General features: G+C 68.1%; 15 protein-coding genes. 9 read left to right on the top strand and 6 right to left on the bottom strand.

Features of this window, described 5'->3' with window-relative positions; translation table 11 throughout:
- Positions 1 to 5 precede the first annotated feature (5 nt).
- Positions 6 to 1,748 carry a D-lactate dehydrogenase gene (gene dld / locus CA833_RS18415; protein ID WP_207080742.1) on the top strand — a complete coding sequence of 581 codons (1,743 nt, stop codon included), beginning with the start codon at positions 6 to 8 and terminating at the stop codon, positions 1,746 to 1,748.
- Complete coding sequence (locus CA833_RS18410) at positions 1,745 to 2,614, top strand: BadF/BadG/BcrA/BcrD ATPase family protein (protein ID WP_142638227.1); 870 nt, start codon at positions 1,745 to 1,747, stop codon at positions 2,612 to 2,614. Before dld ends, CA833_RS18410 begins: the two co-directional genes overlap by 4 nt.
- 209 nt (positions 2,615 to 2,823) lie before the next feature.
- On the opposite strand, the gene ppdK is transcribed toward CA833_RS18410, so the two are convergent.
- Entirely contained in the window at positions 2,824 to 5,502 is a 2,679-nt protein-coding gene (gene ppdK / locus CA833_RS18405) for a pyruvate, phosphate dikinase (RefSeq protein ID WP_142638225.1), read from the bottom strand.
- Positions 5,503 to 5,669: 167 nt separating this feature from the next.
- Positions 5,670 to 7,313 carry a Na+/H+ antiporter gene (locus CA833_RS18400; RefSeq protein WP_207080741.1) on the bottom strand — a complete coding sequence of 548 codons (1,644 nt, stop codon included), beginning with the start codon at positions 7,311 to 7,313 and terminating at the stop codon, positions 5,670 to 5,672.
- 395 nt (positions 7,314 to 7,708) lie between these two features.
- Here CA833_RS18400 and CA833_RS18395 point away from each other — a divergent pair, with 395 nt between their 5' ends.
- From CA833_RS18395 to CA833_RS18365, 7 genes are all read left to right on the top strand, one after another.
- Positions 7,709 to 10,486, top strand: a complete 2,778-nt coding sequence (locus CA833_RS18395) for a TonB-dependent receptor (RefSeq protein ID WP_242526526.1) — start codon at positions 7,709 to 7,711, stop codon at positions 10,484 to 10,486.
- 121 nt (positions 10,487 to 10,607) lie between these two features.
- Positions 10,608 to 13,634 (top strand): TonB-dependent receptor, encoded by a 3,027-nt coding sequence (locus CA833_RS18390; RefSeq protein ID WP_207080740.1) that lies wholly within the window; start codon positions 10,608 to 10,610, stop codon positions 13,632 to 13,634.
- A gap of 91 nt (positions 13,635 to 13,725) precedes the next feature.
- A complete protein-coding gene (locus CA833_RS18385) occupies positions 13,726 to 14,268 on the top strand; it encodes an RNA polymerase sigma factor (RefSeq protein WP_242526525.1) in 543 nt (180 codons plus the stop codon).
- Between the two features lie 7 nt (positions 14,269 to 14,275).
- Complete coding sequence (locus tag CA833_RS18380; RefSeq protein ID WP_207080739.1) at positions 14,276 to 15,328, top strand: FecR domain-containing protein; 1,053 nt, start codon at positions 14,276 to 14,278, stop codon at positions 15,326 to 15,328.
- A 138-nt stretch (positions 15,329 to 15,466) separates the two neighbouring features.
- Positions 15,467 to 17,686: a TonB-dependent siderophore receptor gene (locus tag CA833_RS18375; RefSeq protein WP_207080738.1), complete on the top strand. Its 2,220-nt coding sequence runs from the start codon at positions 15,467 to 15,469 to the stop codon at positions 17,684 to 17,686.
- Between the two features lie 204 nt (positions 17,687 to 17,890).
- A complete protein-coding gene (locus CA833_RS18370) occupies positions 17,891 to 19,231 on the top strand; it encodes an Hsp70 family protein (RefSeq protein WP_207080737.1) in 1,341 nt (446 codons plus the stop codon).
- Between the two features lie 24 nt (positions 19,232 to 19,255).
- Positions 19,256 to 20,233, top strand: coding sequence for a rhodanese-related sulfurtransferase (locus CA833_RS18365; RefSeq protein WP_207080736.1), 978 nt, complete (start codon positions 19,256 to 19,258; stop codon positions 20,231 to 20,233).
- A gap of 40 nt (positions 20,234 to 20,273) precedes the next feature.
- Here the strand turns inward: CA833_RS18365 and CA833_RS18360 are convergent, their stop codons facing one another.
- The 4 genes from CA833_RS18360 to CA833_RS18345 form a co-directional block, all read right to left on the bottom strand.
- Positions 20,274 to 22,253, bottom strand: a complete 1,980-nt coding sequence (locus tag CA833_RS18360) for an OPT family oligopeptide transporter (RefSeq protein ID WP_207080735.1) — start codon at positions 22,251 to 22,253, stop codon at positions 20,274 to 20,276.
- Between the two features lie 103 nt (positions 22,254 to 22,356).
- On the bottom strand, positions 22,357 to 23,856 hold the full coding sequence (locus CA833_RS18355; RefSeq protein ID WP_207080734.1) for a von Willebrand factor type A domain-containing protein: 1,500 nt from the start codon (positions 23,854 to 23,856) through the stop codon (positions 22,357 to 22,359).
- A 301-nt stretch (positions 23,857 to 24,157) separates the two neighbouring features.
- On the bottom strand, positions 24,158 to 25,075 hold the full coding sequence (locus CA833_RS18350; protein ID WP_242526524.1) for a helix-turn-helix transcriptional regulator: 918 nt from the start codon (positions 25,073 to 25,075) through the stop codon (positions 24,158 to 24,160).
- Positions 25,076 to 25,224: 149 nt separating this feature from the next.
- On the bottom strand, positions 25,225 to 26,415 hold the full coding sequence (locus tag CA833_RS18345) for an acyl-CoA dehydrogenase family protein (RefSeq protein ID WP_207080733.1): 1,191 nt from the start codon (positions 26,413 to 26,415) through the stop codon (positions 25,225 to 25,227).
- Between the last annotated feature and the right edge of the window lie 22 nt (positions 26,416 to 26,437).

The following is a 26,437-nucleotide window of genomic DNA, read 5'->3' as shown; positions in this document are numbered from 1 at the left end:
ACGCGATGACGACAAGCGCCACGACACGAGACCGCAAGCTGCTGGGCGAACTGCGCGGCGCGGTCGGCGGGCGCCACGTGCTGACCTCGGCGCGGGCGACGGCGCGGTTCCGCAAGGGCTATCGCACCGGCGAGGGCCCGGCGATCGCGGTGGTGCGCCCGGGCAGCCTGGTGGAACTGTGGCGGGCGGTGCAGGCCTGCGTGGCGGCGGACGTCTCGATCATCATGCAGGCCTCGAACACCGGCCTCACCGGCGGCTCGACACCCGATGGCGACGACTATCCCGGCGGCCTCGTCATCATCAGCACGACGCGGCTCTCGGCGCTGAAAGTCATTCGCGGCGGCGAGCAGGTGCTCTGCCTGCCCGGCACCACGCTCTACGCGCTGGAAGCGGCGCTGCGCCCTTATGGGCGCGAGCCGCATTCGGTGATCGGCTCCTCCTGCCTCGGCGCCTCGGTGGTGGGCGGGGTCTGCAACAATTCGGGCGGCTCGCTGATCCGGCGCGGCCCCGCCTATACCCAGCTGGCGCTCTATGCGCAGGTCCAGCCGGACGGCAGCCTGCGCCTCGTCAACCACCTCGGCATCGCGCTCGGCGGCGAGCCCGAGGCCATGCTCGCCCGGCTCGACGGCGGCCAGTTCACCGAAGCCGACATCGATCCCGCCGGTGACAAGTGGGCGCACGACCACAGCTATGCGGCCCACGTGCGCGACATCGACAGCGACGTGCCCGCCCGCTTCAACGCCGACCCGCGCTGCCTGTTCGAAGCCGCCGGAAGCGCGGGCAAGCTGATCGTCTTTGCCGTCCGCCTCGACACCTTCGCGCGCGAGGAGGAGACCACCACGTTCTACATCGGCACCAGCCGGCCCGACCGGCTGACGGCGCTGCGCCGCACGATGCTGCGCGATTTCGACACCCTGCCGATCGCCGGCGAATACATGCATGCCGAGGCCTTCGACGTCGCCGACCGCTACGGGCGCGACATGTTCTTCGCGATCGAGCGGCTCGGCACCGACCGGCTGCCCGCGCTGTTTGCCGCCAAATCGCGCTTCGACGGGCTGTTCGGCAGCCTGTTCGGAGGCGGCCTGTCCGACCGCCTGATGCAATGGTCGAGCCGGTTCATCCCCGATCATCTGCCGCCGCGCATGCGCGAATACCGCGCCCGCTTCGACCATCACCTGATCCTGAAAGTCCCGCGCGAGCAGGTCGATGCCGCCCGCGCACTGCTCGGCGAGCTGTTCCCCGGCGGCAGCGAGGCCGACCATTTCGAATGCACCGCGCAGGAGGCCGCCAAGGCCTTCCTCCACCGCTTCGTCGCGGCGGGCGCCGCCGTGCGCTACCGCGCCGTCCACCGCGACACGGTGGAAGACATCGTCGCCCTCGACGTCGCGCTGCCGCGCAATACCCGCGACTGGGTGGAGCAGCTGCCCGCGGAGCTTGCCGCCCGCACGGTCCACACGCTCTATTACGGGCACTTCTTCTGCCAGGTGTTCCACCAGGACTACATCGTCACGAAGGGCACCGATCCGCTCGCCTTCGAACACGCGCTCTGGGCCCTGCTCGACGCGCGCGGCGCCCAGTATCCGGCCGAGCACAACGTCGGCCACCTCTACGTTGCCCGGCCCGAGCTGGCGCGGTTCTACCGCGAGATCGATCCGCGCAACCAGCTCAATCCCGGTATCGGCCATACCCCCCGTGGCCGCGACTGGAACGACCATGCCTGCGCGGGGCCCCACGGAGAACACCCATGACCTACTACCTCGGCATCGATGCAGGCGGCAGCAATTGCCGCGCCCGGCTGGTCGATGCCCAGGGCCGCGCGATCGGCGAGGGCAAGTCCGGCACCGCCAACGCGCGCATCGGCATCGAGGCGCTCTATGACACCTTGCGGGAGACCGCGGATCAGGCGGTCGCCGAGGCGGGCCTGACCCCGGCCCAGCGCGCCACCATCCACGCCGGCATGGGCATCGCCGGGATCACCCGCCCCGGCGTGCGCGAGGCCCTGGCAGAGCTCGATTTCGGTTTCGCCTCGGCCGCTTACGCCACCGACGCGCAGATCGCCAACCTCGGCGCCCATGGCGGCGAGGACGGCGCGATCCTCATCATCGGCACCGGCAGCGCCGCCCAGCTGCGCGTCGAGGGCCGCGATTTCACCATCGGCGGCTACGGCTTCCCCATCTCGGACGAGGGCAGCGGCGCCGCGCTGGGGCTGTCGGCGATGCGCCACGCCTTGCGCGCGCTCGACGGGCGCACCCGCAAGACCCCGCTCAGCGCCGCCGTGACCGAGCGTTTCGGGCATGACACCGCGCAGGCCATCGCCTGGATGGACCACGCCACCCCGCGCGACTACGGCACTTTCGCGCCGCTGGTGATGAGCTATGCCGAGGCGGACGACGCCATCGCCCGTTCCATCGTCGAGAATGCCGCCGGGCACATCGAGCGTTTCATCGAGACGATCTTCGAGCGCGGCGCCGCCCGCTGCTCGCTGGTCGGCGGCCTCGCCCCGCGCATGCAGCCCTGGCTGCGCGCCCGCACGGTCGAACGCCTGAGCGCGCCGCTGGGCGATTCCCTCGACGGCGCCCTGCGCCTTGCCGGTTTTGCGGCGGCCAAGGCCTGACGGGCTGTTTCAAAATGCCCGAACGGGCATTGTGAGGGCCGCACCAGCGGCCTGTGGCACCCGAAAAGCAAATGCGGACCGCACGCTGGCGCATGCGGTCCGCATTCCCGGTCGGGTCGCTCCTCCTCCCCGACACGGTTTACCTCGGTTGGCCTTATACCAGACTGCAGTGATGCTGACGCATCAGCAGCTTGGAACGCTCACGCGCCTTACTGGCCCGCGAGCGCCGCCTGCGCGGCCGCCAGACGCGCGATCGGCACGCGGTAGGGCGAGGCGGAGACGTAATCGAGGCCGATCTTCTCGCAGAACGCGATCGAGGCCGGATCGCCGCCATGTTCGCCGCAGATGCCCAGCTTGATGCCCGGGCGGGTCTTGCGGCCGCGCTCGGCCGCCAGCTCGATCAGTTCGCCGACGCCGTCGACGTCGATGCTGACGAAAGGATCGCGCTCGAAGATGCCCTTGTCGACGTACTGGGTCAGGAAACGCCCGGCATCGTCGCGGCTGATGCCGATGGTGGTCTGGGTCAGGTCATTGGTGCCGAACGAGAAGAATTCCCCGATCTCGGCGATCTCGCCCGCCTTGAGCGCGGCGCGCGGCAGTTCGATCATCGTGCCGACCAGATAGTCGACCGAGGCGCCGCGCTCGGCGAAGACTTCGGTGGCGACGCGGTCGACGATCGCCTTCATCAGCTCCAGTTCCCGGGCCGTGGCGACCAGCGGGATCATCACTTCGGGGATCGGCGCCTCGCCGGTGCGCTCCTTGACGATCAGCGCCGCCTCGAAGATCGCGCGGGCCTGCATCTCGTAGATTTCGGGATAAGTCACGCCGAGGCGGCAGCCGCGATGGCCGAGCATCGGGTTGAATTCATGCAGTTCGGCCGCCCGGCGCTTGAGCGTGTCCACCGCCACCCCGGCCGCGCGGGCCACGTCCTCGAAGTCGGCGTCGGCATGGGGCAGGAATTCGTGGAGCGGCGGATCGAGCAGGCGGATGGTGACCGGCAGGCCCGCCATGACCATGAAGATCTCGGCAAAATCGTCGCGCTGTTCGGGCAGCAGGCGGTCCAGCGCGGCGCGGCGGCCGGCCTCGTCCTCGGCCAGGATCATCTCGCGCACGGCGGTGATGCGGGCGGCGTCGAAGAACATGTGCTCGGTACGGCACAGGCCCACGCCCTCGGCGCCGAAGTCGCGCGCGGTGCGGCAGTCCTGCGGGGTTTCCGCGTTGGCGCGGATGCGCAGGCGGCGCACCTTGTCCGCCCATTCCATCAGCGTGCCGAAATCACCCGCCAGCTCGGGCTGCACGGTTGCCACTTCGTTGGCCATGATCTCGCCGGTCGAACCGTCGATGGTGACGATGTCGCCTTCCTTGAGCACCCGGCCTTCCATGCGCACGGTGCGCGCGGTGCCGTCGATCGAGAGGCTGCCCGCGCCCGAGACGCAGGGACGGCCCATGCCGCGCGCCACCACCGCGGCGTGGCTGGTCATGCCGCCGCGCGCGGTGAGGATGCCGCGGGCCGCATGCATGCCGTGGATGTCCTCGGGGCTGGTCTCGACCCGCACGAGGATCACCGCCTTGCCCTGCTCGGCCAGCTTCTCGGCGGTATCGGCATCGAGCACGATCGCCCCCGAAGCGGCGCCCGGCGAGGCGGGCAGGCCCTTGGTCAGCACGTCGCGCGGCGCCTTGGGATCGAGCGTGGGGTGGAGGAGCTGGTCGAGCGCGGCGGGATCGACGCGGGCGACCGCCTCTTCCTCGCTGATCAGGCCTTCGCGCGCCATGTCGACGGCGATCTTGAGCGCCGCCTTGGCGGTGCGCTTGCCCGAGCGGGTCTGGAGCATCCAGAGCTTGCCCTGCTGCACCGTGAACTCGATGTCCTGCATGTCGCGGTAGTGCTTTTCGAGGATCTCGAAGACACCGGCGAGTTCCGCGTACGTCTGCGGCATCGCCTCTTCCATCGACAGCGGCTTGGCCCCGGCGCGCTCGCGGGCGGCCCGGGTCAGGTACTGCGGGGTGCGGATGCCCGCCACGACGTCCTCGCCCTGCGCGTTGATGAGGTATTCGCCGTAATAGGCGTTCTCGCCGGTCGCCGGGTCGCGCGTGAAGGCAACGCCGGTGGCCGAGGTCTCGCCCATGTTGCCGAAGACCATCGCCTGGACGTTGACCGCCGTGCCCCATTCGCCGGGGATCGCATTGAGGCGGCGATAGACCTTGGCGCGGTCCGACTGCCAGGACCCGAACACGGCGCCGATCGCGCCCCAGAGCTGGTCGTGCACGTCCTGCGGGAACGGCTTGTTCCAGAGCTTCGCGACGATGCCCTTGTACTCGGCGACCAGCAGCTTCCAGTCGGCCGCGGTCATCTCGGTATCGAGCTCGTAGCCGCGATCTTCCTTGGCGATGTCCAGCGCTTCCTCGAAGGCACCGTGATCGAGTTCGAGCACGACGTCGGAATACATCTGGATGAAGCGGCGATAGCTGTCCCAGGCGAAACGCTCGTCACCCGACGTCGCCGCGAGGCCTTCGACCGTCTCGTCGTTGAGGCCGAGGTTGAGCACGGTGTCCATCATGCCCGGCATCGAGATGCGCGCGCCCGAGCGGACCGAGACCAGCAGCGGATCGGCGGTGTTGCCGAACTGCTTGCCGGTCACCTGCTCGATATGGGCCAGACCCTGGGCCACTTCGGCCTTCACGCTTTCGGGATAGACGCCGCCGTCCTGATAGTAGCGCGTGCACATCTGGGTGGTGATGGTGAAACCCGGGGGAACCGGCAGACCGATCGCGGCCATGCCGTCGAGGTTGGCGCCCTTGCCGCCCAGCAGGTTCTTGTCGCCCTTGCCGCCGTCGTCGACACCGCCACCAAAGCGATAGACATAGCGCGTTTCAGTCAAAGCCGTCATCAATCCATTTCCTTGTTACCGCCCCGCCCGAAAACCCGGATTCGGCGATTTGCGAGGATATGGCATGCTAAATGGCGGCTTTTGGACGCGGTCACCATCGACAAATCGCAAAGCCGGATTTCACGATTTGTGAAATCCGGCCCCGTCGAACCCCGCCCAGGAAACGGCTAACCCCTGAGACGCGCCTCGGAAAGATCCAGTTCGCGCGTCAGCTTGCGGATCGTCGCGCTGCCGACCTGGCGGCTGCGGATGAGGTCCGCGAGCGTCGCCCGCTCGGCCTTGACGCCGACCAGGCGGAATTCGCGGAACAGCTTTTCCTGCGCCCGCACGGCATCGCGCTCGTCCTCGCTGAGCCCCTCGATGCGTTCGCGGTAGAGGTCCATCACCCGGCCGCCGGCCGCCGCGAAACGGTCGGCATCGCCGCGCTCTTCGGCGAGCCGGTGCTGGTGGCGCTCGATCGCGCGGATCGCCGCTTCCGCGGTCGCCACGCGGGCGGCATCTTCCTCGGCCTGCTTCGAGGGCTCGCCGGGCATCGTCAGCCCCTTGAGCAGCACCGGCAAGGCGATGCTGGCGAGGATCAGCGAGACGATGATCACCCCCGCCGCCAGGAAGATCGCCAGATCGCGCGCCGGGAACGGCGTGCCGTCGCCGAGCGCCAGCGGCAGCGTCAGCACACCGGCCAGCGTGATGGCGCCGCGCACGCCCGCGAACGACATCGCCGCGACCAGCCGCCAGTTGGGGCTGCGCAGCGCGGAATCGGGAAGCGATCCGGTCTGGCGCCGACGCAGGATCGTGAACTTGAACGAGAGCCACACCCAGGCGAAACGCAGCGCCGCAAGACCCGCCACGATCGCCACGACATATAGCGCCAGCCAGCCCGGCTGGCTGTGCCCGGTCACCGCGACGGTCTGCCTCGCTTCATAGAGGATGCCCGGAAGCTGCTCGCCCAGCAGCACGAAGATGATGCCGTTCAGCGTGAACTGGATCGTGTCCCACACCGAATTGCGGCGCATGCGGGTGACCGCCATGGCCTCGCGCGAGATTTCGGCAAACGTCATCGTCACCCCCGCGCCGACGGCGGCGAGGATGCCCGAGGCATGGAAATGCTCGGCCAGCATGTAGGAGCCGAAGGGGATCAGCAGGCTGACAAGGATCTGCGAGCCGGTATCCTCGCCCCAGCCGCGCGTCACCCAGGCCTTGGCGCGCGAGACCACCACCGTCACCGCCACGCCGATGGCCAGGCCCGCGCCCGCCACCCACAGGAAACTCAGCGCCGCATCGCCCGCCGAAAACGTGCCGGTCAGCGCCGCCGCGACGGCAAAACGCAGGCAGACAAGGCCCGATGCATCGTTCAGCAGCGATTCCCCTTCGAGGATGTGCATCATGCGCTTGGGGATCGGCACGCGCGCGGCAATGGCGGACACCGCGATCGGGTCGGTCGGCGAGACCACCGCGGCAAGCGCGAAGGCCACCGCCAGCGGCATCGCCGGGATCATCCAGTGGATAAACAGCCCCATGCCGATCACCGTCGTCAGCACCAGCCCCAGCGCCAGTTCGACGACGGTCGAGACGTCCTTGAACAGTTCGTCCTTGGGAATGCGCCAGCCATCGAGGAACAGCAGCGGCGGCAGGAACAGCAGCAGGAACAGTTCCGGGTCGAGCGAGACGCTATAGGATGTCGACAGACCGATCGCGCCGCCCAGCACGATCTGCACGAGCGGCGTCGGCACCGACCAGGGCAACATCCGCGACACCGCACCGCTGACGACAACCGCCAGCAGCAGAAAAAGCACGACCGAAACGGACTCCAAACCGGGGCTCCTTTGAGTTGCATGGAAATGACCGCGCGAAGACAGGCCCAAGGCCCGTCGCCAGCCGCAGGTCGATAATCCGAAAATGTCCGGGACGGACACAGGCAAGGGCTGAGCAGGGACCATGGCCCGGCCAGTCCAGGATTGCAAACCCCGCCGCGGTATTTTTTTCGCCCTGCGCATTAGGGAAACATTTTGAAACAGCACCGGCGGAAATTTCAAAAACAGAACAGATCAGACGAAACAACTAAACAACTACAACAGTATTCACAAAAACGTCACAAATAGTCTTTGAACTTTCATAATTTTATGTGTCCCCGCCAGTACCCCGCCGCGCTCTTCACCTGCGATCGCGACGACCTTTTCCGCTCGCGAACAAGCACGGACAAATTGCAATGAGGGGTAAGACAATGTGGCATAAGCGCAGCCTCTGGCTGGTATCGACGGCACTCGCCTGCGCGGCGCAGCCCGCGATGGCGCAGGACACGGGGCAGGACACGGCGCAAGACGCGGGGCAAGCCGGGGCGCAGGACGGCGGCTCGATCGTCGTCACCGGGTTCCGCGCCAGCCTGCTGGGCGCGCGCGATGCGAAGCGCAACGCCACGATCATCCAGGATTCGATCGTCGCCGACGACATCGCCGCCTTCCCCGACCTCAACCTCGCCGAAGCGCTCCAGCGCCTGCCCGGCGTCGCCATCAACCGCGAGGCCGGCGAAGGCCGCCGCATCTCGCTGCGCGGCCTCGGCCCGGACTTCACCCGCGTCCAGCTCAACGGCATGGAAGTGCTGGGCAACGTCGACAGCCCGCAGGACAGCCGCGGCCAGGGCACGCGCGACCGCGCCTTCGACTTCAACATCTTCGCCGCCGAACTGTTCAACCACGTCGACGTGCGCAAGTCCTACTCGGCCGACCAGACCGAGGGCGGGCTGGCCGGCACCGTAGGCCTCTACACCGCACGCCCGCTCGACTATGCGGGCGACAAGATCGCCGTGTCGGCCTCGGCCGGCACCAACAGCTACACCAAGGACTTCCAGCCGCGCCTGACCGGCCTCGTTTCCAAGAACTGGGGCGATTTCGGCATTCTCGTCTCGGCCGCCTACAGCCACCGCCAGACCCGCGAGACCGGTGTCGACACCTACCGCTGGCGCACCAACGGCGCCAACGGCTCCGACATTTCCGGCCTGACGCAGGATGAGCAGGACAAGATCACCTCGGGCACGCTGCGCTTCGCACGCGGCAACCGCCTGTCGGTCTGGGATTCGACGCAGGACCGCCTGGGCGTGACCTCCTCGATCCAGTGGAACCCCGGCGAGGCCACCCACATCACCCTCGACGGCCTCTACGGCAAGTTCAAGGCCGACCGTTTCGAGACCCACCTCGCCTCGCGCGGGTCGGGCGGCTCGACCTGGCTTGGCGGCGCGCAGACCTTCGCCGGCGTCACCTACCCGGCCTCGAGGATCAACGCGATCGGCTGGAACGACGAGAACGAGGTGACCTACCTCGACGTCTCGGGCGGCCAGACGTCCACCGAGACCCGCACCCAGAAAACCAGCAACACCTTCAAGCAGCTGGTGCTGAGCGGCGACACCGCCTTGACCGACAAGCTGACGTTCCGCTTCCTCGGCGGCATCGAGCGCTCCAGCTACGACATGCCGATGAGCGACAAGTTCTATACCGAGGCCTACGGCGACGTCATCTCGCGGTACACCGGCACTTACGGCCTCAAGAACACCTACGGCTGGAACACCAGCGACGCCGCCAACTACCACGCCCACGAGATCGACATGTCGGCGTCCTACCAGGACACCGCGATGGACACGGTGCGCGGCAGCCTCGAATACCAGTTCTCGCCCGACGACAAGCTGAGCCTGGGCGGTGAATGGCGCCGCTTCAAGAACAGCGGCTATACCCTGACCGCCGACGACGTGCTGCTTCCGAGCTTCAGGTCCGGCGCCGTCAGTGCCGACATCGGCGACTATTCCAAGGTCTACAACGGCTATTCCGGCCAATCGTGGGTCATCGTCGACTACGACAAGGCGCTTTCCGCGCTCGGCATCGATCGCGGCGACTACCTGACCAACCGCGGCAGCGAATATGCCGTCGAGGAGCGCACCTGGGCGGCCTATGCCCAGTACGACTGGAACCACATGCTGGGGTCGGTGCCATTCCGAGGCAATGTCGGCGGCCGCTTCTACCACACCGGCATCGATTCCGTCGGCGTGGGCACGGTCGACGGATCGCTGAATACCATTCGCGGCACCTCGAGCTACCAGGGCTTCCTGCCGGCGGCCAACCTGATCTTCGAGCTGACCGACAAGCTGGTGGTGCGCGCCGCCGCGGCCCGGAACATCAACCGTCCGACGCTGAGCGCGCTGGCCGTCAACGGCACCGTCAGGAGCGGCGACGGCGGCGAAGTCTCGGTCTCGACCGGCAATCCCAACCTCAAGCCCTACAAGTCGACCGACCTCGACCTCTCGGTCGAATACTACCTCGGCAATCACGGCTCGATCACCGGCGCGCTGTTCTACAAGACGCTCGACGGCTTCATCGGCACCAAGACCGTCACCAACACGACTTACGGCGAGACGGGTCTCTCCACCGACCTGATGGACGGACTCACCGCCAATACCGTGGTTTCGAGCTACTCGCGCCCGATCAACCTCGGCAAGACCGACCTGTGGGGCCTCGAACTGGCGGCGCAGAGCGACTTCACCTTCCTACCCGCACCGTTCGATCACTTCGGGGTCGCGGCCAACTTCACTTATGTGAAGTCGCAATACGATTACCGGACGATCTACGGTGACATCGCCGCCAGGACGACGCTTGAAGGCCTGAGCAAGTACAACGGCAATATCACGCTCTACTATCAGGACGCCAGGTTCGACGTGCGCGGTTCGGCCAACTACCGCTCCAGCTACGTCTATTCGGCAGCGCCGATCACCACCACCGTGAACGGCGTGACGGTCGTCGACCAGGATCTCTCGGGCTATGCCGCGACGGTCTATGTCGACATGTCGGCGCACTACAAGATCACCGACCGCATCCAGCTCACGCTCGATGCCATCAACCTCACCAACCAGGCCGAGAAGCAGTATTCGGACACCTCCAAGCGTCTCTACGTCTACACCCGTTCGGGTCGCACCGTGATGGGCGGCGTCCGCTTCGAGTTCTGATCGAGGCGGCGGCGGAAGGACGGGGCGCGCGCCTCGTCCTTCCGCCGTTCATACCGGCAAGCGAGGTCACACCACTGTCATGGAGCCCTGATAGCCGCGCCGGCGAAAGGGCGCATCCTCCGTGTCTTCGCTTCCGACAGGCGGCCGGCTCAGGGCCGTCCTCATCCTGTCCGGCTTCGTGCTTGCCCTGCCACCGGCAGCGGCACAGGCGCGCGAGGCGGCCACGCCGCGCGAAGGCACGGTCAGCCTGCATGTCCCGGCCGGGCGCCTGGCCGATGCCCTGGCCGAGATCTCGCGCCGCTCGGGCATGCAGATCGTCACCTCGGTGCCCGCCGACCTCAGGACCCTCCACCCCGTGCGCGGCCGTTTCGCGGTGAGCGAGGCCATCCGCCAGGTGACGCAGGGCCTGCCGGTGGCGGTCCGGCAGGTGCCCGGCGGCTATCTCGTAACCCCGGCAGCGCCGGTTGCCGTTTCCGCTCCTGCTTCCGCCCCCGTACCGCCGCCGGATGGCACGGCAGCCCCGCAGCCCCTCGCCCTCGCCCTTGCCGATCCCTTCGGCCAGCCGATCGTCGTCACCGGCTACCGCGAGAGCCTGCGGCAGGCCATGGCGGTGAAGCGCTCCGCCCGCGCCATCCTCGAGGCGACCCGCGCCGAGGACATCGCCGCCTTCCCCGACCACAATGCCGCCGACGCGCTCCAGCGCCTGCCGGGGGTGGCGATCAGCCGCGACAACGGCGAAGGCCGCCAGATTTCCGTGCGCGGCCTTGGCCCGCTGTTCACCCGCACCACGCTCAACGGCATCGAGGCGCTGGCGACGACCGCTTCCGGCATGGACAACCGGGGTTCCGCCAGCCGCCAGCGCAAGTTCGACTATTCGGTCTTCGATGCCGGGCTGTTCTCGGGCGTGGAGGTGCGCAAGACCTGGTCGGCCGACCGCGACGCTGGCGGCATCGGCGGCACCGTCGCCCTGCATACGCTGCGCCCCTTCGACCGCCCCGGCAACGTCACGCTGGTTTCAGTGCAGGGTCGCAGCTCCGGCGATGCAGGCGGCGTGACCCCGCAAGTGACCGCCGAAGTGTCGCGGCGAAGCGACAGCTGGGGCGCGCTTCTCGCGCTCTCCTACAGCCGCAACCGCGTGACCGAGTACGGCTACCGCAACTGGGACTGGGTGCCGGTCACGTTCGGCGAAGGCAACATCGGCGCAGCGGTCAGCGCCGCAGACCGCGCGCGGCTGACCGGCGCTTCGGGTGATCCCGTCTACATGTCGCGCGGGCAGACCTATTCGACCTGGACCAACCGCTTCGAGCGCCTGAACCTCGTCGCCGCCTTCGAGCACGAGGACGACAGCGGGCTGCACATGACGCTCGACCTGATCCATGCCCGGCTCGCCAACCACCGCGGCGAATATTCGCTGGCCGCCGCCGGCACCAATGGGCTCACCGCGGGCACCGTCGATGGCACGCAAGTCCTGAATTCGGTGCGGATCGCCGGGGACACGATGGTCGCGGCGGACTTTTCCGGGGTCGACATGCGCAGCGAGCGCAAGGTCACCGAAGACCACACCGACTTCAACCAGGCGGTCTTCGCGCTGCAACGCCCGCTTGGCGACAGCATGCGGATCGAGGCGCGCGCCGGCTATGCGCGCTCCGACTTCGAGGAACCGGTGTTCGACAAGGTCTTCCTCGAATCCACCGGCCAGTCCTTTTCCTATGTCGCCACCGGCCGCCATCCGCGCAACCGCTACGCCTTTGACCTCGCCGATGCCGCAAGCTGGGATCTCATGCGCGCCGACGTGCGCGAGGATGCCATCGTCAATGAAAACGCCACCGCCCGCCTCGACGTGATCCGCCGCCTCGCCCCGGGCATCGAGCTCAGGGTCGGCGCCAGCTTTCGCCATTACGGCAACGACGGCTACGAGCGGCGCGTGTCCGCCGACTACCGGTCCGGCAGCGAAGCCGCCTCTACGGGCCTGATCGAGGCGCGCTCGCTGGCCCGCTATGTCGTGGCCGATCTCGACGCGACCTTTGCCCGCATCGGCCAGTCCCGCGACCTGACCGCGGCGGACGACCTGCCCGGCACCGCCTACCGCGTCCGCGAGAACGCCTATGCCGCCTTCGCGCTCGCCCAGTTCGACCTCACGCTGGGCACGCTGCCGCTCGATGCGGAACTGGGCCTGCAATACCTGCGCATGGATACCCGCTCGGCCGGCGAGGCGAGCGACGACACCACGCTGGTCTCGGTGGTCCAGCACAGCCGCCATGGCGCCTGGCTGCCCTCGCTGCAGGCCCGGCTCGACCTTGCGAAGGACCTGCGGCTGCGGTTTGCCGCCAGCCGCAACCTCAACCCGCCCGACGTTGCCGACCTGCGCGCCGCCGCCTCGGTCAATTCCACGCCGTTCGGCGGCACCGTGGAGACCGGCAACCCGGCGCTGCGCCCCTTCAGGGCCACCGCGTTCGACCTCTCCATCGAGCGCTACATGGGGCGCGACGGCTATGCCTCGCTCGGCCTGTTCTACAAGCGGATGGATTCGTTCATCACCTCCGAAACCACGGTCATGGCCTATTCCGAAACCGGGCTGCCGCTGGCCTTCCTCTACGACGGGCTGGACGGGACCGCGCTCTACAACGTGGTGCGCCCGCTCAACGGCCCACTGGGCGGCCCACTTGGCGGCAGGGGCGCCTCGATCCTGGGCGCGGAAGCCGCGATCCAGCGCGACCTGGATTTCCTGCCCGCCCCGTTCGATGGGCTGGGCGTGCAGGCCAACCTCACGTTCGCCTCGGGCAGCAGCGAGGTGATCTACGACGGAAAGGCCGTCCAGCTGCCGCTGATCGATCTCTCGCGCTGGTCGGGCAATGCCACGCTCTACTACACCGGGCGCGGCTGGGACGCCCGCCTCGCCGCGGCCTGGCGCGGCACCTACCGCATCGACATCGGCAACAACGGGAACATCGGCGAATGGATCGAAGGCGGCATGACGCTGGACTTCGCGGCGCACCTGCGCATCACCGCCGCCATGCAGGCCTCGCTCGAGGCGCGCAACCTGACCGACGCGCCGATCACCCAGTACACCGACCGCGACGCCCACCGCCTGCTCGCGCGCACGCGCAGCGGGCGGGTCTTCGCGCTCGGCCTGCGCTCGACATTCTGACGATGGGAACCGGGATGTCCCCGCTTGCCCGCCGCGAACCTCTACACCAACGGCGCCGCCGGTCCGGCGCCCCTGTATCGGGATGCCCGACATGTTCATGAGCGATGCCGCCAGCCCCCTGCTGGCGGGAATGGCACGGCTGAAAAGCTATGTCCGCAAGCGCATGCGCGATCCCGAGGGTGTGGAGGACGTGGTGCAGGAAACCCTGGCGCGGGTCATGGAACAGGAGCGCAGGCAGGCGATCGAGCAGCCGCTCGCCTATGCCTTCCGGGTGGCGGATTCGGTGATCGTCTCGGACCTTCGCAAGCACCGCCGGGCCGGATCGCAGACGGGGCGGCAGGCCGATGCCCATCCGCTCGAACTCGATCCGCTGGAACTGGTCTGCGACATGCCGCTCGCCGACGAGGTGCTGGACTACCGCGAGCGCTTCGCCCGCTTCGAAGCCGCGCTGGCCCGCCTGACGCCGATGCGGCGCACCGTGTTCCGGATGCGCCACATCGACGGCCAATCGCGGCAGGACATCGCCGAGGAACTGGGGCTCGGCCTCGAAGCCGTGAAAAAGCACCTCGTGCGCGCCATGGCCGACCTTGCGCTGGCGCTCGAGAGCGATCTCGAGACGGCCGCAGAGGACTGACAAGACAATGGACAAGCCCCTCAACGATACGCTGGAACTGGCCGCGGACTGGGCCGACCGGTTCGGCGACCTCACCCCCGACGAGCGCCGCGAACTGGCCGCCTGGCTGGAAGAATCCGCCAGCCATGCCCGCGCCTTTGCCCGCATGCGCCGCCTGATGGGCGACAGCGCGCTGATCGAGGCCTGCGAGGCGCGTGCCGCGGCCGGGTTGCCGCCGCTGCCCGGCTTGCGCCCGGACACGAGCCACGCGCTCCGCCCGCGCAGGCGCCTGCAGGTACCGGCCCGCCCGGCCCTGACCCGCAGGCAAGCGCTTGCCGCCGGTATCGCCGGGGCACTGGCGCTGCCGCTTGCCGGTTACGGGTTCATGGAGGCCGCAGCGCCCGACGCCCCGGCGCCGCTGCGGTTTGCCAGCAAGGTCGGCGAGCGGCGCCGGCTGACCTTGCCGGACGGCTCCGGGCTGCTGCTCGATGCCGCCTCGCGCGTGGCGGTGGACTTCTCGCAATCCGCGCGCCGGGTCGTGCTCGAACAGGGCGCGGCCCGCTTCGACGTCCGCCACGATCCCGCCCGTCCCTTCGCCGTCCACACCCCGCATGCCGCCATGGTTGCGCTCGGCACCAGCTTCAGTGTCGACCGGCTGGCCCGGGCCAGCGAACTGCGGGTGTTCTCGGGCCGGGTCGGGCTCGAGGTGCCGCAGCGCGACAGGCTCGAAGTGTCGGCGCACCGCTGGGCGCTGGTCGAGAGCAATGGGGGCGGGAACGGGGCCGGGAACGGGGACGAAAACGGGGGCGCTGCACGGGTGACCAGCGGCCGCTTCGATCCCGCCGCCAGGGCGGACTGGCAGGACGACTGGCTCGATGCCGATGCCATGCCGCTCGGCTTCGCGGTGGAACGGCTTGCCCGCTACAGCCCGGTGCCGATGCGGATCGCCGATCCCAAGCTGGGGCGCCTTACCTTCAGCGGACGGTTCCGGCTCGACCAGCCGCAACAGTCGCTCGAACTGATCGGCGCGCTGTTCGGACTGCGGCCGCAGCGGCGGGGCGACACCCTCTTCCTCGCCTGAAGCACCAGCCGCACCGCGCCCCGCAAGACGCGGAACGGCAACCCGGTTTTCCATTTTTGCTATTGCGAATGTATCGCAATATCTCTAGCCGCCAGCGAAAGGGACGCGACTCCAATAACAGCTCAGGGTTCGTACACGATGACTTTCAACACGGTTCGCAGCCGACTGCTGGTTGGCGCCGCCACCGGCCTGCTCGCGGCAACGCTCTTCTCCGCCGCAGCCGCAGCCGCAGACGCAGATTCCGGTGCCGACGGCGCGGAAAACGCCCGCCCCCGCCGCGATGACATCGTCGTGACCGCCGAACGCGGCGTACAGACGATCAACGCCGCCACCAAGTCGACCCTGCCGATCGCCGACACCCCGCAGTCGATCAGCGTCATCACCTCCAGCGACATTGCCGGGCTCGGCCTGCAGAGCCTCAACCAGGCGATGCGCTACGTTGCCGGCGTGACCCCGGAGACGCGCGGCACTTCGGCCGAAGTCTACGACCAGTTCAAGCTGCGCGGCTTCGACGTGCCGACCTACCTCGACGGCCTCAAGATGTTTTCCAGCGGCACCGGTTATGCCGTGCCGCAGGTCGACGTCTCGCGCATCGACAGCATCGAGATCGTCAAGGGCGCCGCCTCGGCGCTCTACGGCGCGTCGAGCCCGGGCGGCTTCGTCAACGAACAGAGCAAGCTGCCGATCGACCGTGATTTCTACGGCGCCGCCTCGGCCAGCTACGGCACGTACAACCTCTACCGCTTCGACGCCGATGTCGGCGGCAAGATCGGCGATGGCGACGGCAGCGTGCTGTGGCGCCTCTACGGCAGCGCCAACGGCGCCGACACCCAGCAGGACTTCGGCAAGCGCGAACGCCAGACCGTATCGGGCGCGGTGACGCTGGGCGCGGGCACCTCGACCGACTTCACCGTGCTGGCCGCCTATTCGCACGATCCCTACAACGGCAACTACGGCGCCTTCCCCGCCGTCGGCACGCTGATCGCCAACGAGGCCGGCAAGCTGCCCACCTCGTTCTACGGCGGCGAGCCGAACGACCGCTTCAGCCGCGAGCAGTTCGGCCTGACCTACATCCTGAACCACGATTTCGGCGGCGGCTGGAAGTTCCGTTCCTCGGCGCGCTACCAGTACGTGTCGAGCGAGCTCGGCCTCGTCTACACCGGCGGCCCGCAGGCCGCCCCCGACACCGATCCGACGCTCTACACCCGCTATTCCTACGCGACCGACGAGAGCCTCAACAACTGGACGTACGACAACCGCCTCTCCGGCGAAGTCGACACCGGCCCGCTGCACCACGCGCTGATGTTCGGCGCCGACCGGCAGGTCGCCCACTCGCGCGAACTCTTTGCCTTCGGCGGCGGCACCACCATCGATGCCTACGACCCCGTCTACGGCACCATGGATACGCCGAGCGATCCCTACCACGTGCTCAACTACAGCCTGGTCGGCTATGCCGATCCCACGCTCGTCACCGCGCGCCAGCGCCAGCAGGGCGTCTATGCGCAGGACGAGATCTCGCTGGGCGCCCTCAGGGTGATCCTCAGCGGCCGCCAGGACTGGGCCCGCGCCACGCAGGCAGGCGTGGTCAAGAAGGACAGCAAGTTCACCTACCGCGCCGGCGCCCTCTACAAGACCAGCATCGGCCTCTCGCCTTACGTGAGCTATTCGACCTCGTTCGAACCGCAGGGCACGACGCTGCTGGAAGACGGCTCGCTGGCGGATCCTTCGCTCGGCAAGCAGCTGGAAATCGGCGCCAAGTACACGGTTCCGGGCACCGATATCCTGATCAGCGGCGCCTGGTTCAACATCCGCCAGACCAACGTGATCGTCTCCGACCCGGTGACCTACACCTCGCAGCAGATCGGCAAGGTCCGCTCGCGCGGGTTCGAACTGGAGGCAAGCGGCTCGCTGCCCTATGACCTCAGCTTCCGCCTCGCCTACAGCACGCAGGACGTGAAGGACATCGAGGACGTCTACGCCAACCGCCAGGGCCGCGGCCTTGCCACCGTCGGCCGCGGCGGCGTGAGCGCCAATCTCGAATGGTCGCCCAAGTCGGGCGCGGCCGAAGGCCTCACGATCGGCGGCGGCGTGCGCCACGTGGACCGCACCTACGCCGATCTCTACACCAATGCCGACGGCACCGAGACGCCCTACAACACCCCGTCCTACACGGTGTTCGATGCGCTGCTGCGCTACAACCTCGCCAAGCTCGGCACCGGCATGGAGCGCGTGACGCTCTCGGCCAACGTCACCAACCTGTTCGACAAGAAGTACCTGACGAGCTGCTACGCCAACTACAGCTGGTGCTGGTACGGCAGCCGCCGCACGGTGCAGGGGACCATCGGCTTCACCTGGTAAACCGATAAGCGGGCGAAAGCCCCGCACCCTGACCAGACCCGCTTCCCCCGCGCGCCTCCCCGCAGGCGCGCGGGGGAAGTCGTTTGCGCCATGGCTTGCGGGACCGCAAAAGGACTGCAATAGGCGCCGCCCGCTTTCGCTGGCGAGATTCCTGTGCCAGCGTTCGCGAAGCCCCTGCTCCCAAGACCGTTTCAAGGATCCCCCATGACCGCGCCCTCCTCCGTCGGCATCGACTTCGGCACGACCAATTCGGTCATCGCCCTCTCCGGCGCGCCGGGCGAGGCAGACCTCGTCGAGTTCGCGGCACCCGGCGGGCCGTCCTCGGTGTTCCGCTCGGCGTTGTGCTTCTGGCAGGACGATGCGGTGAAGGGCGGCCCGTTCCCAGGCGGGCTGGCCCATGAGGCAGGCCCCTGGGCCATCGCCGAATTCCTTGACTTCCCGCAAGGCTCGCGCTTCCTGCAATCGTTCAAGTCGGTCGCGGCAAGCGCCACCTTCGAACATGCCAACCTGTTCGAAAAGCGCCTGCGCTTCGAGGAACTCGGGCAAGTGTTCCTCACCCACCTGATGGCCCACGGCGGCGCCTCCTTGCGTGACCTGCCAGAGCGGATCGTGATCGGCCGCCCGGTGCGCTACGTCGGCGCGCGGCCTGACGCGGCGCTGGCCCGCAAGCGCTACGACGCGATGTTCGCGATGCTCGGCCGCCCGGTCCACTACGTCTACGAACCGATGGGCGCCGCCTTCAGCTTTGCCTCGCGCCTGTCCGAACCGGCGACCTTGCTGGTGGCCGACTTCGGCGGCGGCACCAGCGACTTTTCCATCGTCCGGGTCGAGGCGCCCGGCGCCGCGCGGCGCTGCGTGCCGCTGGGCGCGGCCGGCATCGGCATTGCCGGTGACCGTTTCGACTACCGGATCATGGACCATCTGGTCCTGCCGCTGCTCGGCAAGGGCGGTACTTACCGCTCGTTCGACAAGGTGCTGGAAATTCCGCCCGGCCACTTCGCCGATTTCGGCGACTGGTCGCGCCTCGCGCTGATGCGCAACCGCCGCACGCTGGAGCAGCTGGCCCGCCTCAGGCACGGCGCCACCGACCCTGCCGCCATCGACCGCATGATCGCGGTGGTCGAGCATGAACTGGGCTTCGGGCTTTACGAGGCGGTCGGCCGGCTCAAGCGGGCGCTGTCGGGCGCCGAGCAGGGCGCGCTGCGCTTCGAGAGCGACAACCTCACCATCGACGCCGACGTCAGCCGCGCCGATTTCGAGCGCTGGATCGCCCCCGACCTCCAGCGCATCGACCAGACCGTCGACCGCGCGCTGGCCAAGGCCGGGTTGCAGCCGGACCAGATCGACCACGTGTTCCTGACCGGCGGCTCCTCGCTGATCCCGGCCGTGCGCGCGCTGTTCGAACGCCGCTTCGGCGAAGGCCGGATTGCCACCGGCGACGAACTGACCTCGATCGCCCACGGCCTCGCGCTGATCGGCCAGTCCGCCGACTTGTCCGAATGGACCGCCGAGGACGAAGACGAGGACGACAGCGTAGAAGTCTGAACGCGTTCACGCTATGGGCGCGCGATGGATACCCTCAGCCGCGACTCCGAAGCGGCCACCTTCTGCGTGGCCGCGCTGTACCGCTTTACCCCGTTCGCGGACTTCGCCGCCTTGCGCGATCCGCTTGACCAGGTGTGCCGCGATAACGGCATCCGCGGCACCCTGCTGCTGGCGCATGAGGGGATCAACGGCACCATCGCCGGCAGCGACGCGGGCATCGCCGCGGTGCTGGACCACATCCGCGCGCTGCCCGATTGCGCCGACCTCGACGTCAAGTTCTCGCGCGCTTCGGCGATGCCGTTCCACCGCATGAAAGTGCGCCTGAAGCGCGAGATCGTGACCATGGGCGAGCCCGAAGTCGATCCGCTGGCCGTCGTGGGCACTTATGTCGAGCCGCAGGACTGGAACGCGCTGATCGCCGATCCCGACACCATCGTCATCGATACCCGCAACGACTACGAAGTGGCGGTGGGCACGTTCGAAGGCGCCATCGACCCGAAAACCGCCACTTTCCGTGACTTTCCCGCCTGGTTCCGCGCCGAACGCGACCGCCTGATGGCCGAGAGCGCCGCAGCGGCAGCGGGCAGGACGCCCAAGGTCGCGATGTTCTGCACCGGCGGCATCCGCTGCGAGAAATCGACCGCGTTCCTCAAGCAGGAAGGCATCGACGAAGTCTACCACCTCAAGGGCGGCATCCTGAAGTACCTCGAAACCGTGCCCGAGGACGAGAGCCTGTGGCGCGGCGAATGCTTCGTGTTCGACCAGCGGGTGACGATCGGCCACGGCCTTGTCGAAGGTTCGCACGTGCTGTGCCACGCCTGTCGCCGCCCGGTAAACGCCGAGGACGTCGCCTCCCCGCTCTACGAGGAAGGCGTGTGCTGCCCGGCCTGCCACGCCGAACGCACGGACGAACAGCGCGCCTCCTATCGCGAGCGGCACCGCCAGGAAATGCTCGCCGCCACGCGCGGCGTTGCGCATGTTGGAGCCGTACGCGCCGACTAATTCGCGATGATCCGGCCGGTGCGCACCGGCCGGTGCCGTCTTACGCGGCGGGGGCGGTAACCAGCCCCCGCGTGCGCCGGTAGAGCCCGGCCACCATCAGCACGAACAGCACCGTGCCCGCCACCAGCGGGATCTTGCCAAGGGCGCCCACCAGCGCCAGCGGCGCCTCGCTGTTGGTCGCCCAGACGATCAGCGCGAAGCCGACACCCCACAGGCTTTCGCCAACGATGAGGCCCGTCGCGGTCAGCACGCCCATGCGGTGGGCAAACTCGGGATCGGCGCGGCGCGCGGCCCAGCGGTCGTAGAACCAGCCGACGATCGCGCCGGTGACGGTGGGCAGGATCACGCTCATCGGCAGGTAGATGCCGATGCCGACCGCCAGCGGCGGCAGCCGCAGGCGGCCCGTCAGCCCCAGCACTTCGTCGAGCGCCACGAAGGCCGCGCCCGCCGCCGCGCCCCAGCCGATCATCGCCCAGTTGAGATCGCCGCCCAGCACGCCCTTGGCCAGCGCCGAGATCAGCGCCGCCTGCGGGGCAGGCAGGGCCTCGGCGGTCGCGCCGGGCGCTCCGGCAAAACCGACGGTCATGTTCAGCAGGTTCAGCACCGGCGGAATCACCAGCGAACCGAACACCACGCCGATAACCAGCGCCACCTGCTGCTTCCACGGCGTCGCGCCGACCAGCTGGCCGGTCTTGAGGTCCTGCAGGTTGTCGTTGGAGATCGTCGCCACGCCGAACACCACGCCGGTGACGATCAGCGCATAGGCGACGAGCGCCGCCGCCGTATCCGCGTTCTGGTCACGCCCGAACAGGCCCACCAGCAGGATCGAGGCGGCCACCACGGCAAGGATGCCGATGCCCGAGACCGGCGAGTTCGACGCCCCGATCAGGCCCGCCATGTAGCCGCAGACCGCCGCGATCAAGAGGCCGATCACCAGCACGAACAGCAGCGCGCCGCCCACCAGAAGGAGCGAGGAACCGGCCAGCGGTCCGCCCGACAGCACGCTGGTGAGCAGGATGCCGATGGGCACCAGCATCGCCATCGTCGCGGCAGCGACGATGCCGATCGGCATGTCGCGCTCTTCCAGCGCCAGTTCCTGCCCGGCACTGCGCGCCCGGCTGGCCGCCAGCGCCGAGCGCACGCCCGAAACCACCGGCCCGGCGATGCGCAGCAGCGTCCAGATGGCGGCAACCGCAATCACCCCCGCGCCGAAGAAGCGCACATCGGCGCTGAACACGCTGCCCGCCCAGTCTTCCACGCTGGCACCCGGCATCGGATGATTGGCGGTCAGCATCGGCAGCAGCACCCACCAGCCGACGACAAGGCCCAGCAGCATCGCCATGCCCACCGAGATCCCGACGAGATGGCCGACCCCCAGCAGCGCAAACGAAAGCCCGCCGGAAATGCCGGTCGCCCCGGCCCCGGTGCGGAACCACACCGAAGCTTCGGCGGCAATCAGCTTGGTCTGCGTCAGGATCGCGAAGGCGGCCGAGGCCACCGTGTTCCAGGCCAGCACCGAGAGGCCCCTGGCACTCTCCGCCGCGCCCTGCTCGCTGGCGAAACCGACCCGCAGCACTTCGGCGGCGGCATGGCCTTCGGGATAGGGAAGCGGTGTATCGACCACCAGCGCGCGGCGCAGCGGCACCGAGAACAGCACGCCCAGGATACCGCCGGTGCCGGTGATCGCCGCCGTGGTCCAATAAGGGAAGCCCTGCCACCAGCCGATCATGACGAGCCCCGGCAACACGAAGATGATCGCCGCCAGCGTGCCCGCCGCACTCGCCACGGTCTGGACGATGTTGTTTTCCAGGATCGTCGAATTGCCCAGCATGCGCAGGATCGCCATCGAGATGACGGCGGCGGGAATCGAGGTCGCAAAGGTCAGCCCGACCTTGAGCCCGAGATAGACGTTCGCCGCCGTGAACAGCAGGGTGATCGCCCCGCCCAGCAGCACGCCGCGCAGCGTGAGTTCCGCCATCGGCCGCGCGCTGGCTGGCGTGGCCTCGGAAATGCCTGTCATTCTTGCTGTACCTTCGATCCGGCCCTGCGCCGATCCGCCCTGATGGCACGGGCGGATCGGGCTGGCCAGAGGAACGCGCGCGATCGTGGGGAAAGTCGCCGCGTTACTCGGCGGCGGAAGTCTCCGTCCCGGCAGGCGCGCGGCTGGCGGCAAGCCGCGTCAGTTCCACGAACTCCTTGCGCCAGTAATCGCCCTGCGGCCCCGCCAGGCTCGCGATGTCGCCATAGTCGAACCGGCCCAGCCGGGTATCGCCGCGCAGCTTCTGCCCGAAAGCGGCCACCGCAATGGCAAAGGCCATGTCCCCCGTCGGCGCCTTTGCCGCCGCAAGACGGCCCGCCGCCACCGGCACCTCGATCAACCGGCTTTCGGTGCCATCCGGCAACTTGTAGCGCAGCCGCACGGTCGCCGCTTCGGAGGCATCGCCGGCCGGAACCGGCGGCGGCGCGCCATTGGCGGCATACCGACGCGCCGGCAACCACCCCTGCTGACCGGCAGGCACGATCTCGTAGAGCGCGGTGACCTGATGCCCCGCCCCGATCTCGCCCGCGTCCACCTTGTCGTCGGCAAAGTCCTCCTCGCGCAGCGCGCGGTTCTCATAGCCGATCAGGCGGTACTCGCCGACCGCCGCCGGATTGAACTCCACCTGCACTTTCACGTCCCTGGCGATGGTGAACAGGGTGGAGGACAGTTCCTCGTCCAGCACCTTGCGCGCCTCCATGGCGCTGTCGATATAGGCGTGGTTGCCGTTGCCGAGATCGGCGACCGCCTCCATCATCGCATCGTTGTAATTGCCCTGCCCGAAGCCGAGCGTGGTCAGGCTGATGCCGTCTTCGCGGTTCTGGCGGACCATGGCCTCAAGCCCCTTCTGGTCCGACAGACCAAGGTTGAAGTCCCCGTCGGTGGCCATGACGATCCGGTTGATGCCGCCCGGGATGCGATGCGCACGGGCCAGCTCGTAGGCCATCGACAGGGCCGGACCGCCCGCCGTGCCGCCCCCGGCCGTCAGCCCGGACAGCGCCGCCCTGATCGCTGCCGGATCGTGGCTGCCCTCGATCAGCGTCTCCACCGAACCCGAGTAGGTGAGGATGGAAACGCTGTCGTCCGCGCGCAGGCCCTCGGCAAGGATCGACAAGGCCTGCCTGACCAGCGGCAGCTTGTCCGGCGCATCCATCGAACCCGAAACGTCGACCATGAACACGAGGTTCGCCGCCGGCCGCTGCGCGCGCGGGGCATCGTAACCGCGCAGGCCGATGCGCAGCAGGCGGGTCTGCGGATTCCACGGGGTGACGGCAAGATCGGTGGTCACGCTGAAGGGCGTGGAGCGGTCTGTCGGGGCGGGATAGTCATAGCGGAAATAGTTGATCATTTCCTCGGTCCGCACCGCCTCGGGCGGCACCGGCTGACCGCCCATCAGCATGCGCCGGACATTGGCATAGGAGCCCGTGTCGACATCGACCGCGAACGTCGAGACCGGCTCGCTCGCGACCCGGTGGATCGGGCTGACCGCCTTGCCATCGTATCGCTCGCCGCTTTCGGCGTTCCCCGCCATCGCCTCGTACCCCGCCTCGCCGGCAGGTCTCGAACCGCCACAGCCCGCCAGCATCAGTCCCGGGACCAGGGGGCAGCACACTATCAGACGCAATCGCACGGGCTTTCTCCACCAGTTTCGTGGAGATGAAATAGTTCGGCAATTCCGCGACCTACAAGTACGCCGCCGCCGTCAATCCGATGCATGCACCGGACGTCAACGACGGCTGGCGAGCGGCAACCCGAATTTCACGCAACCCACGCTTCGGCCTGCACCCGTCCTGCACCGACATTACACGAACAATCGACGGCCATAAAAGGGGAGGTACATGCGATGCGATGGCCGCGGATCGCCCGTCCACGCCGCCCCAGGCCGTTCATGCGTTTGCGGCCCAGCCCCGACTGCCGGCCCCTCGGCGGTTGCGGAAAGCGGTCGGCGTTTCGCCGGCGAACCTGAGGAACGCCCGGTTGAAGCTGCTCTGGCTGGTGAATCCGAGCATTTCGGCGATGGCGTTCATGGGGGTTTCGGACTGCGAAAGAAGCTGTTGCGCCCGTTCCAGCCGCACCTTGAGGACGAACTGGTGCGGCGTCATGTTTGTCGCCTTGCGAAACACGCGGCAGAAGTGGGAAGCGGTGATTCCCGCTTTCGCCGCCATGTTTTCCAGATTGTGCTCCGCCTCGGGCTTCTGCCTCACCGAATCCATGATGTGGTGAATGCGGTAGGAGGAGAAGGCCGACGTCGGAAAATCCGCCGCGAGCGTCTTTCGCGGACCACGCATCATGTGGTGCTTGAGCGCATCGATCAGCGACGCCACGTAGATATCGCGCGCGCCCGATTCCGGCTCGTAGAGTTCGGCCAGGATCTGGCGCGACAAGGCCGAGCCAAGGGGATCGTTGAAGGCAAAGCGCATGTGGGAAAACTGGTCGAGCACGGCCGCCGAGCGCAGTTCGTCCGCATCGATGCTGAGCGTCACGACATCGAGCTCGCCGTCGACCAGCCAGCGCGTCGCCATCGTCGCCGGTACGATCGTCGCCGCGCCGGGATAGGATGCGTCCTCGCTCCACCCGTCCCGCTCCCAGGTCCGCACGCTGGTCTTGCCGGCGAGCTGGACCACGAACAGCGGATCGGGCAGCCCCGGCAGGGCGTAGCTGCCGACAAACTGGCGCCAGCGGCTGAAACGCCAGCGGCCGTCGGTCGATGCCAGGCTGACTTCCGGACCGCGCTGCAACGTGTCGGCGATTATGGCCTCGCCATGCCAGACGTGAGGCACGTCCATGCCGCGACCCGCCATCATGGCCGCCACCGCAAGGGCCGCGAATGCCCGTCAGGAACGCTCATGCGTATCCATTCCTCTTCCCGTTTCGGCAGTCAGGCTGCTCTTTCGATCCGAGAGGGATACCCCAATTCACGGCGAGATGCCTTGTCAAAAATTTGCATCGATTTTTACGTTTTGTGATCTCGGCCCGGCCAGTCCCGCTCGTCGAACCCCATGCCGCGGGCGATGATTTCCAGCATGATCTCGTTCGGTCCGGCAAAGATGCGACTGATCCGCGCGTCGGTATACATGCGGCTGATGCGGAATTCGTCCATGTACCCGGCGCCGCCATGCAGTTGCACGCCGAGGTCGGTCATCTCGCCCTCCAGTTCGCTGGCGATGAGCTTGGCGGCGGCGGCCGCTTCGCCGGAAAGCTGCCCGGCATTGGCCAGCAGCACCAGCTGATCGACAAACACCTGCGCGGCGTCGATCCGCGCCTTCAGCGCCGCCAGACGAAAGCGGTTGTGCTGGAACAGGCCAACGGGACGACCGAACGCGATCCGGGTCTTCACGAAGTCCGTGGTCAGGGCCAGCGCCGTCTGCGCGGCGGCCATGCTGGCGATGGCGGCGATCAGGCGCTCGGTCGCCAGGAATTCGATCAGCACGGCCAATCCGCGCGCGGGATCGCCCAGCAGGTTTTCGGCGGGAACCTGCACATCGCTCAGGAACAGCTCGGCGGTATCCTGCGCGGCGAGCCCCATCTTGCCAAGCCTGCGCCCCCGCTCGAAACCGGCCATTCCGCGCTCGACCACGAAGAGGCCGATCTGCCCGCCGCCCGCCTCCTCCTTACGTGCCGCCCCCGTCCGCGCAGCAACGACCACGGCGTCTGCAAGAATGCCATTGGAGATGTAGGTCTTGGCGCCGTTGAGCCGCCAGCCATCGCCATCGCGCACCGCCCGGGTCCGGATCGCGCGCAGATCGCTTCCCCCGCCCGCTTCGGTCATGGCGATGGCAAGGATGGTCTGCCCGGCAATGATCTTCGGCATCAGCCGGTCGCGCAGGGCAGGCGCGCCGAGTTTCGCGATATAGGGCGCCGCGAGGTTGCTGTGGAGATGGAGATAGAACCCCGTCTCCCCGCCGCGCACGTTCTCCTCGATGACGATCTGGTCGAAGCGCAGGTCCTCCATCCCCGCGCCGCCATGGGCGGTATCCGCCCACAGGCAGAGGAGCCCCGCTGCCCCGGCTTTCAGGTAGGCCTCGCGCTCGACGATCCCCTCGCGGCGCCAGCGTTCGGCATGCGGGGCAATTTCGGCAGCCATGAAGCGGGCGACGGAGGCGCGGAACAGGGCATGCTCCACTTCGAAGATGCGGCGTTCCATGGGTCAGCCCTGCGCTGCGCCG

Origin of the sequence: Novosphingobium sp. KA1, assembly GCF_017309955.1 — a bacterium.
In the GTDB taxonomy this organism is placed as follows: Bacteria; Pseudomonadota; Alphaproteobacteria; order Sphingomonadales; family Sphingomonadaceae; genus Novosphingobium.
Note: the sequence above shows the minus strand (reverse complement) of the source record. Positions and strands in the feature narration are given on the sequence as shown.

Coding starts and splice junctions, on each gene's coding strand:
- CA833_RS18370 (WP_207080737.1), top strand. CDS start 17,891: ATGACCGCGCCCTCCTCCGTCGGCATCGACTTCGGCACGACCAATTCG.
- CA833_RS18360 (WP_207080735.1), bottom strand. CDS start 22,253: ATGACAGGCATTTCCGAGGCCACGCCAGCCAGCGCGCGGCCGATGGCG.
- dld (WP_207080742.1), top strand. CDS start 6: ATGACGACAAGCGCCACGACACGAGACCGCAAGCTGCTGGGCGAACTG.
- CA833_RS18380 (WP_207080739.1), top strand. CDS start 14,276: ATGGACAAGCCCCTCAACGATACGCTGGAACTGGCCGCGGACTGGGCC.
- CA833_RS18395 (WP_242526526.1), top strand. CDS start 7,709: ATGAGGGGTAAGACAATGTGGCATAAGCGCAGCCTCTGGCTGGTATCG.
- CA833_RS18355 (WP_207080734.1), bottom strand. CDS start 23,856: ATGCTGGCGGGCTGTGGCGGTTCGAGACCTGCCGGCGAGGCGGGGTAC.
- CA833_RS18410 (WP_142638227.1), top strand. CDS start 1,745: ATGACCTACTACCTCGGCATCGATGCAGGCGGCAGCAATTGCCGCGCC.
- ppdK (WP_142638225.1), bottom strand. CDS start 5,502: ATGACGGCTTTGACTGAAACGCGCTATGTCTATCGCTTTGGTGGCGGT.
- CA833_RS18385 (WP_242526525.1), top strand. CDS start 13,726: ATGTTCATGAGCGATGCCGCCAGCCCCCTGCTGGCGGGAATGGCACGG.
- CA833_RS18350 (WP_242526524.1), bottom strand. CDS start 25,075: ATGATGGCGGGTCGCGGCATGGACGTGCCTCACGTCTGGCATGGCGAG.
- CA833_RS18365 (WP_207080736.1), top strand. CDS start 19,256: ATGGATACCCTCAGCCGCGACTCCGAAGCGGCCACCTTCTGCGTGGCC.
- CA833_RS18375 (WP_207080738.1), top strand. CDS start 15,467: ATGACTTTCAACACGGTTCGCAGCCGACTGCTGGTTGGCGCCGCCACC.
- CA833_RS18345 (WP_207080733.1), bottom strand. CDS start 26,415: ATGGAACGCCGCATCTTCGAAGTGGAGCATGCCCTGTTCCGCGCCTCC.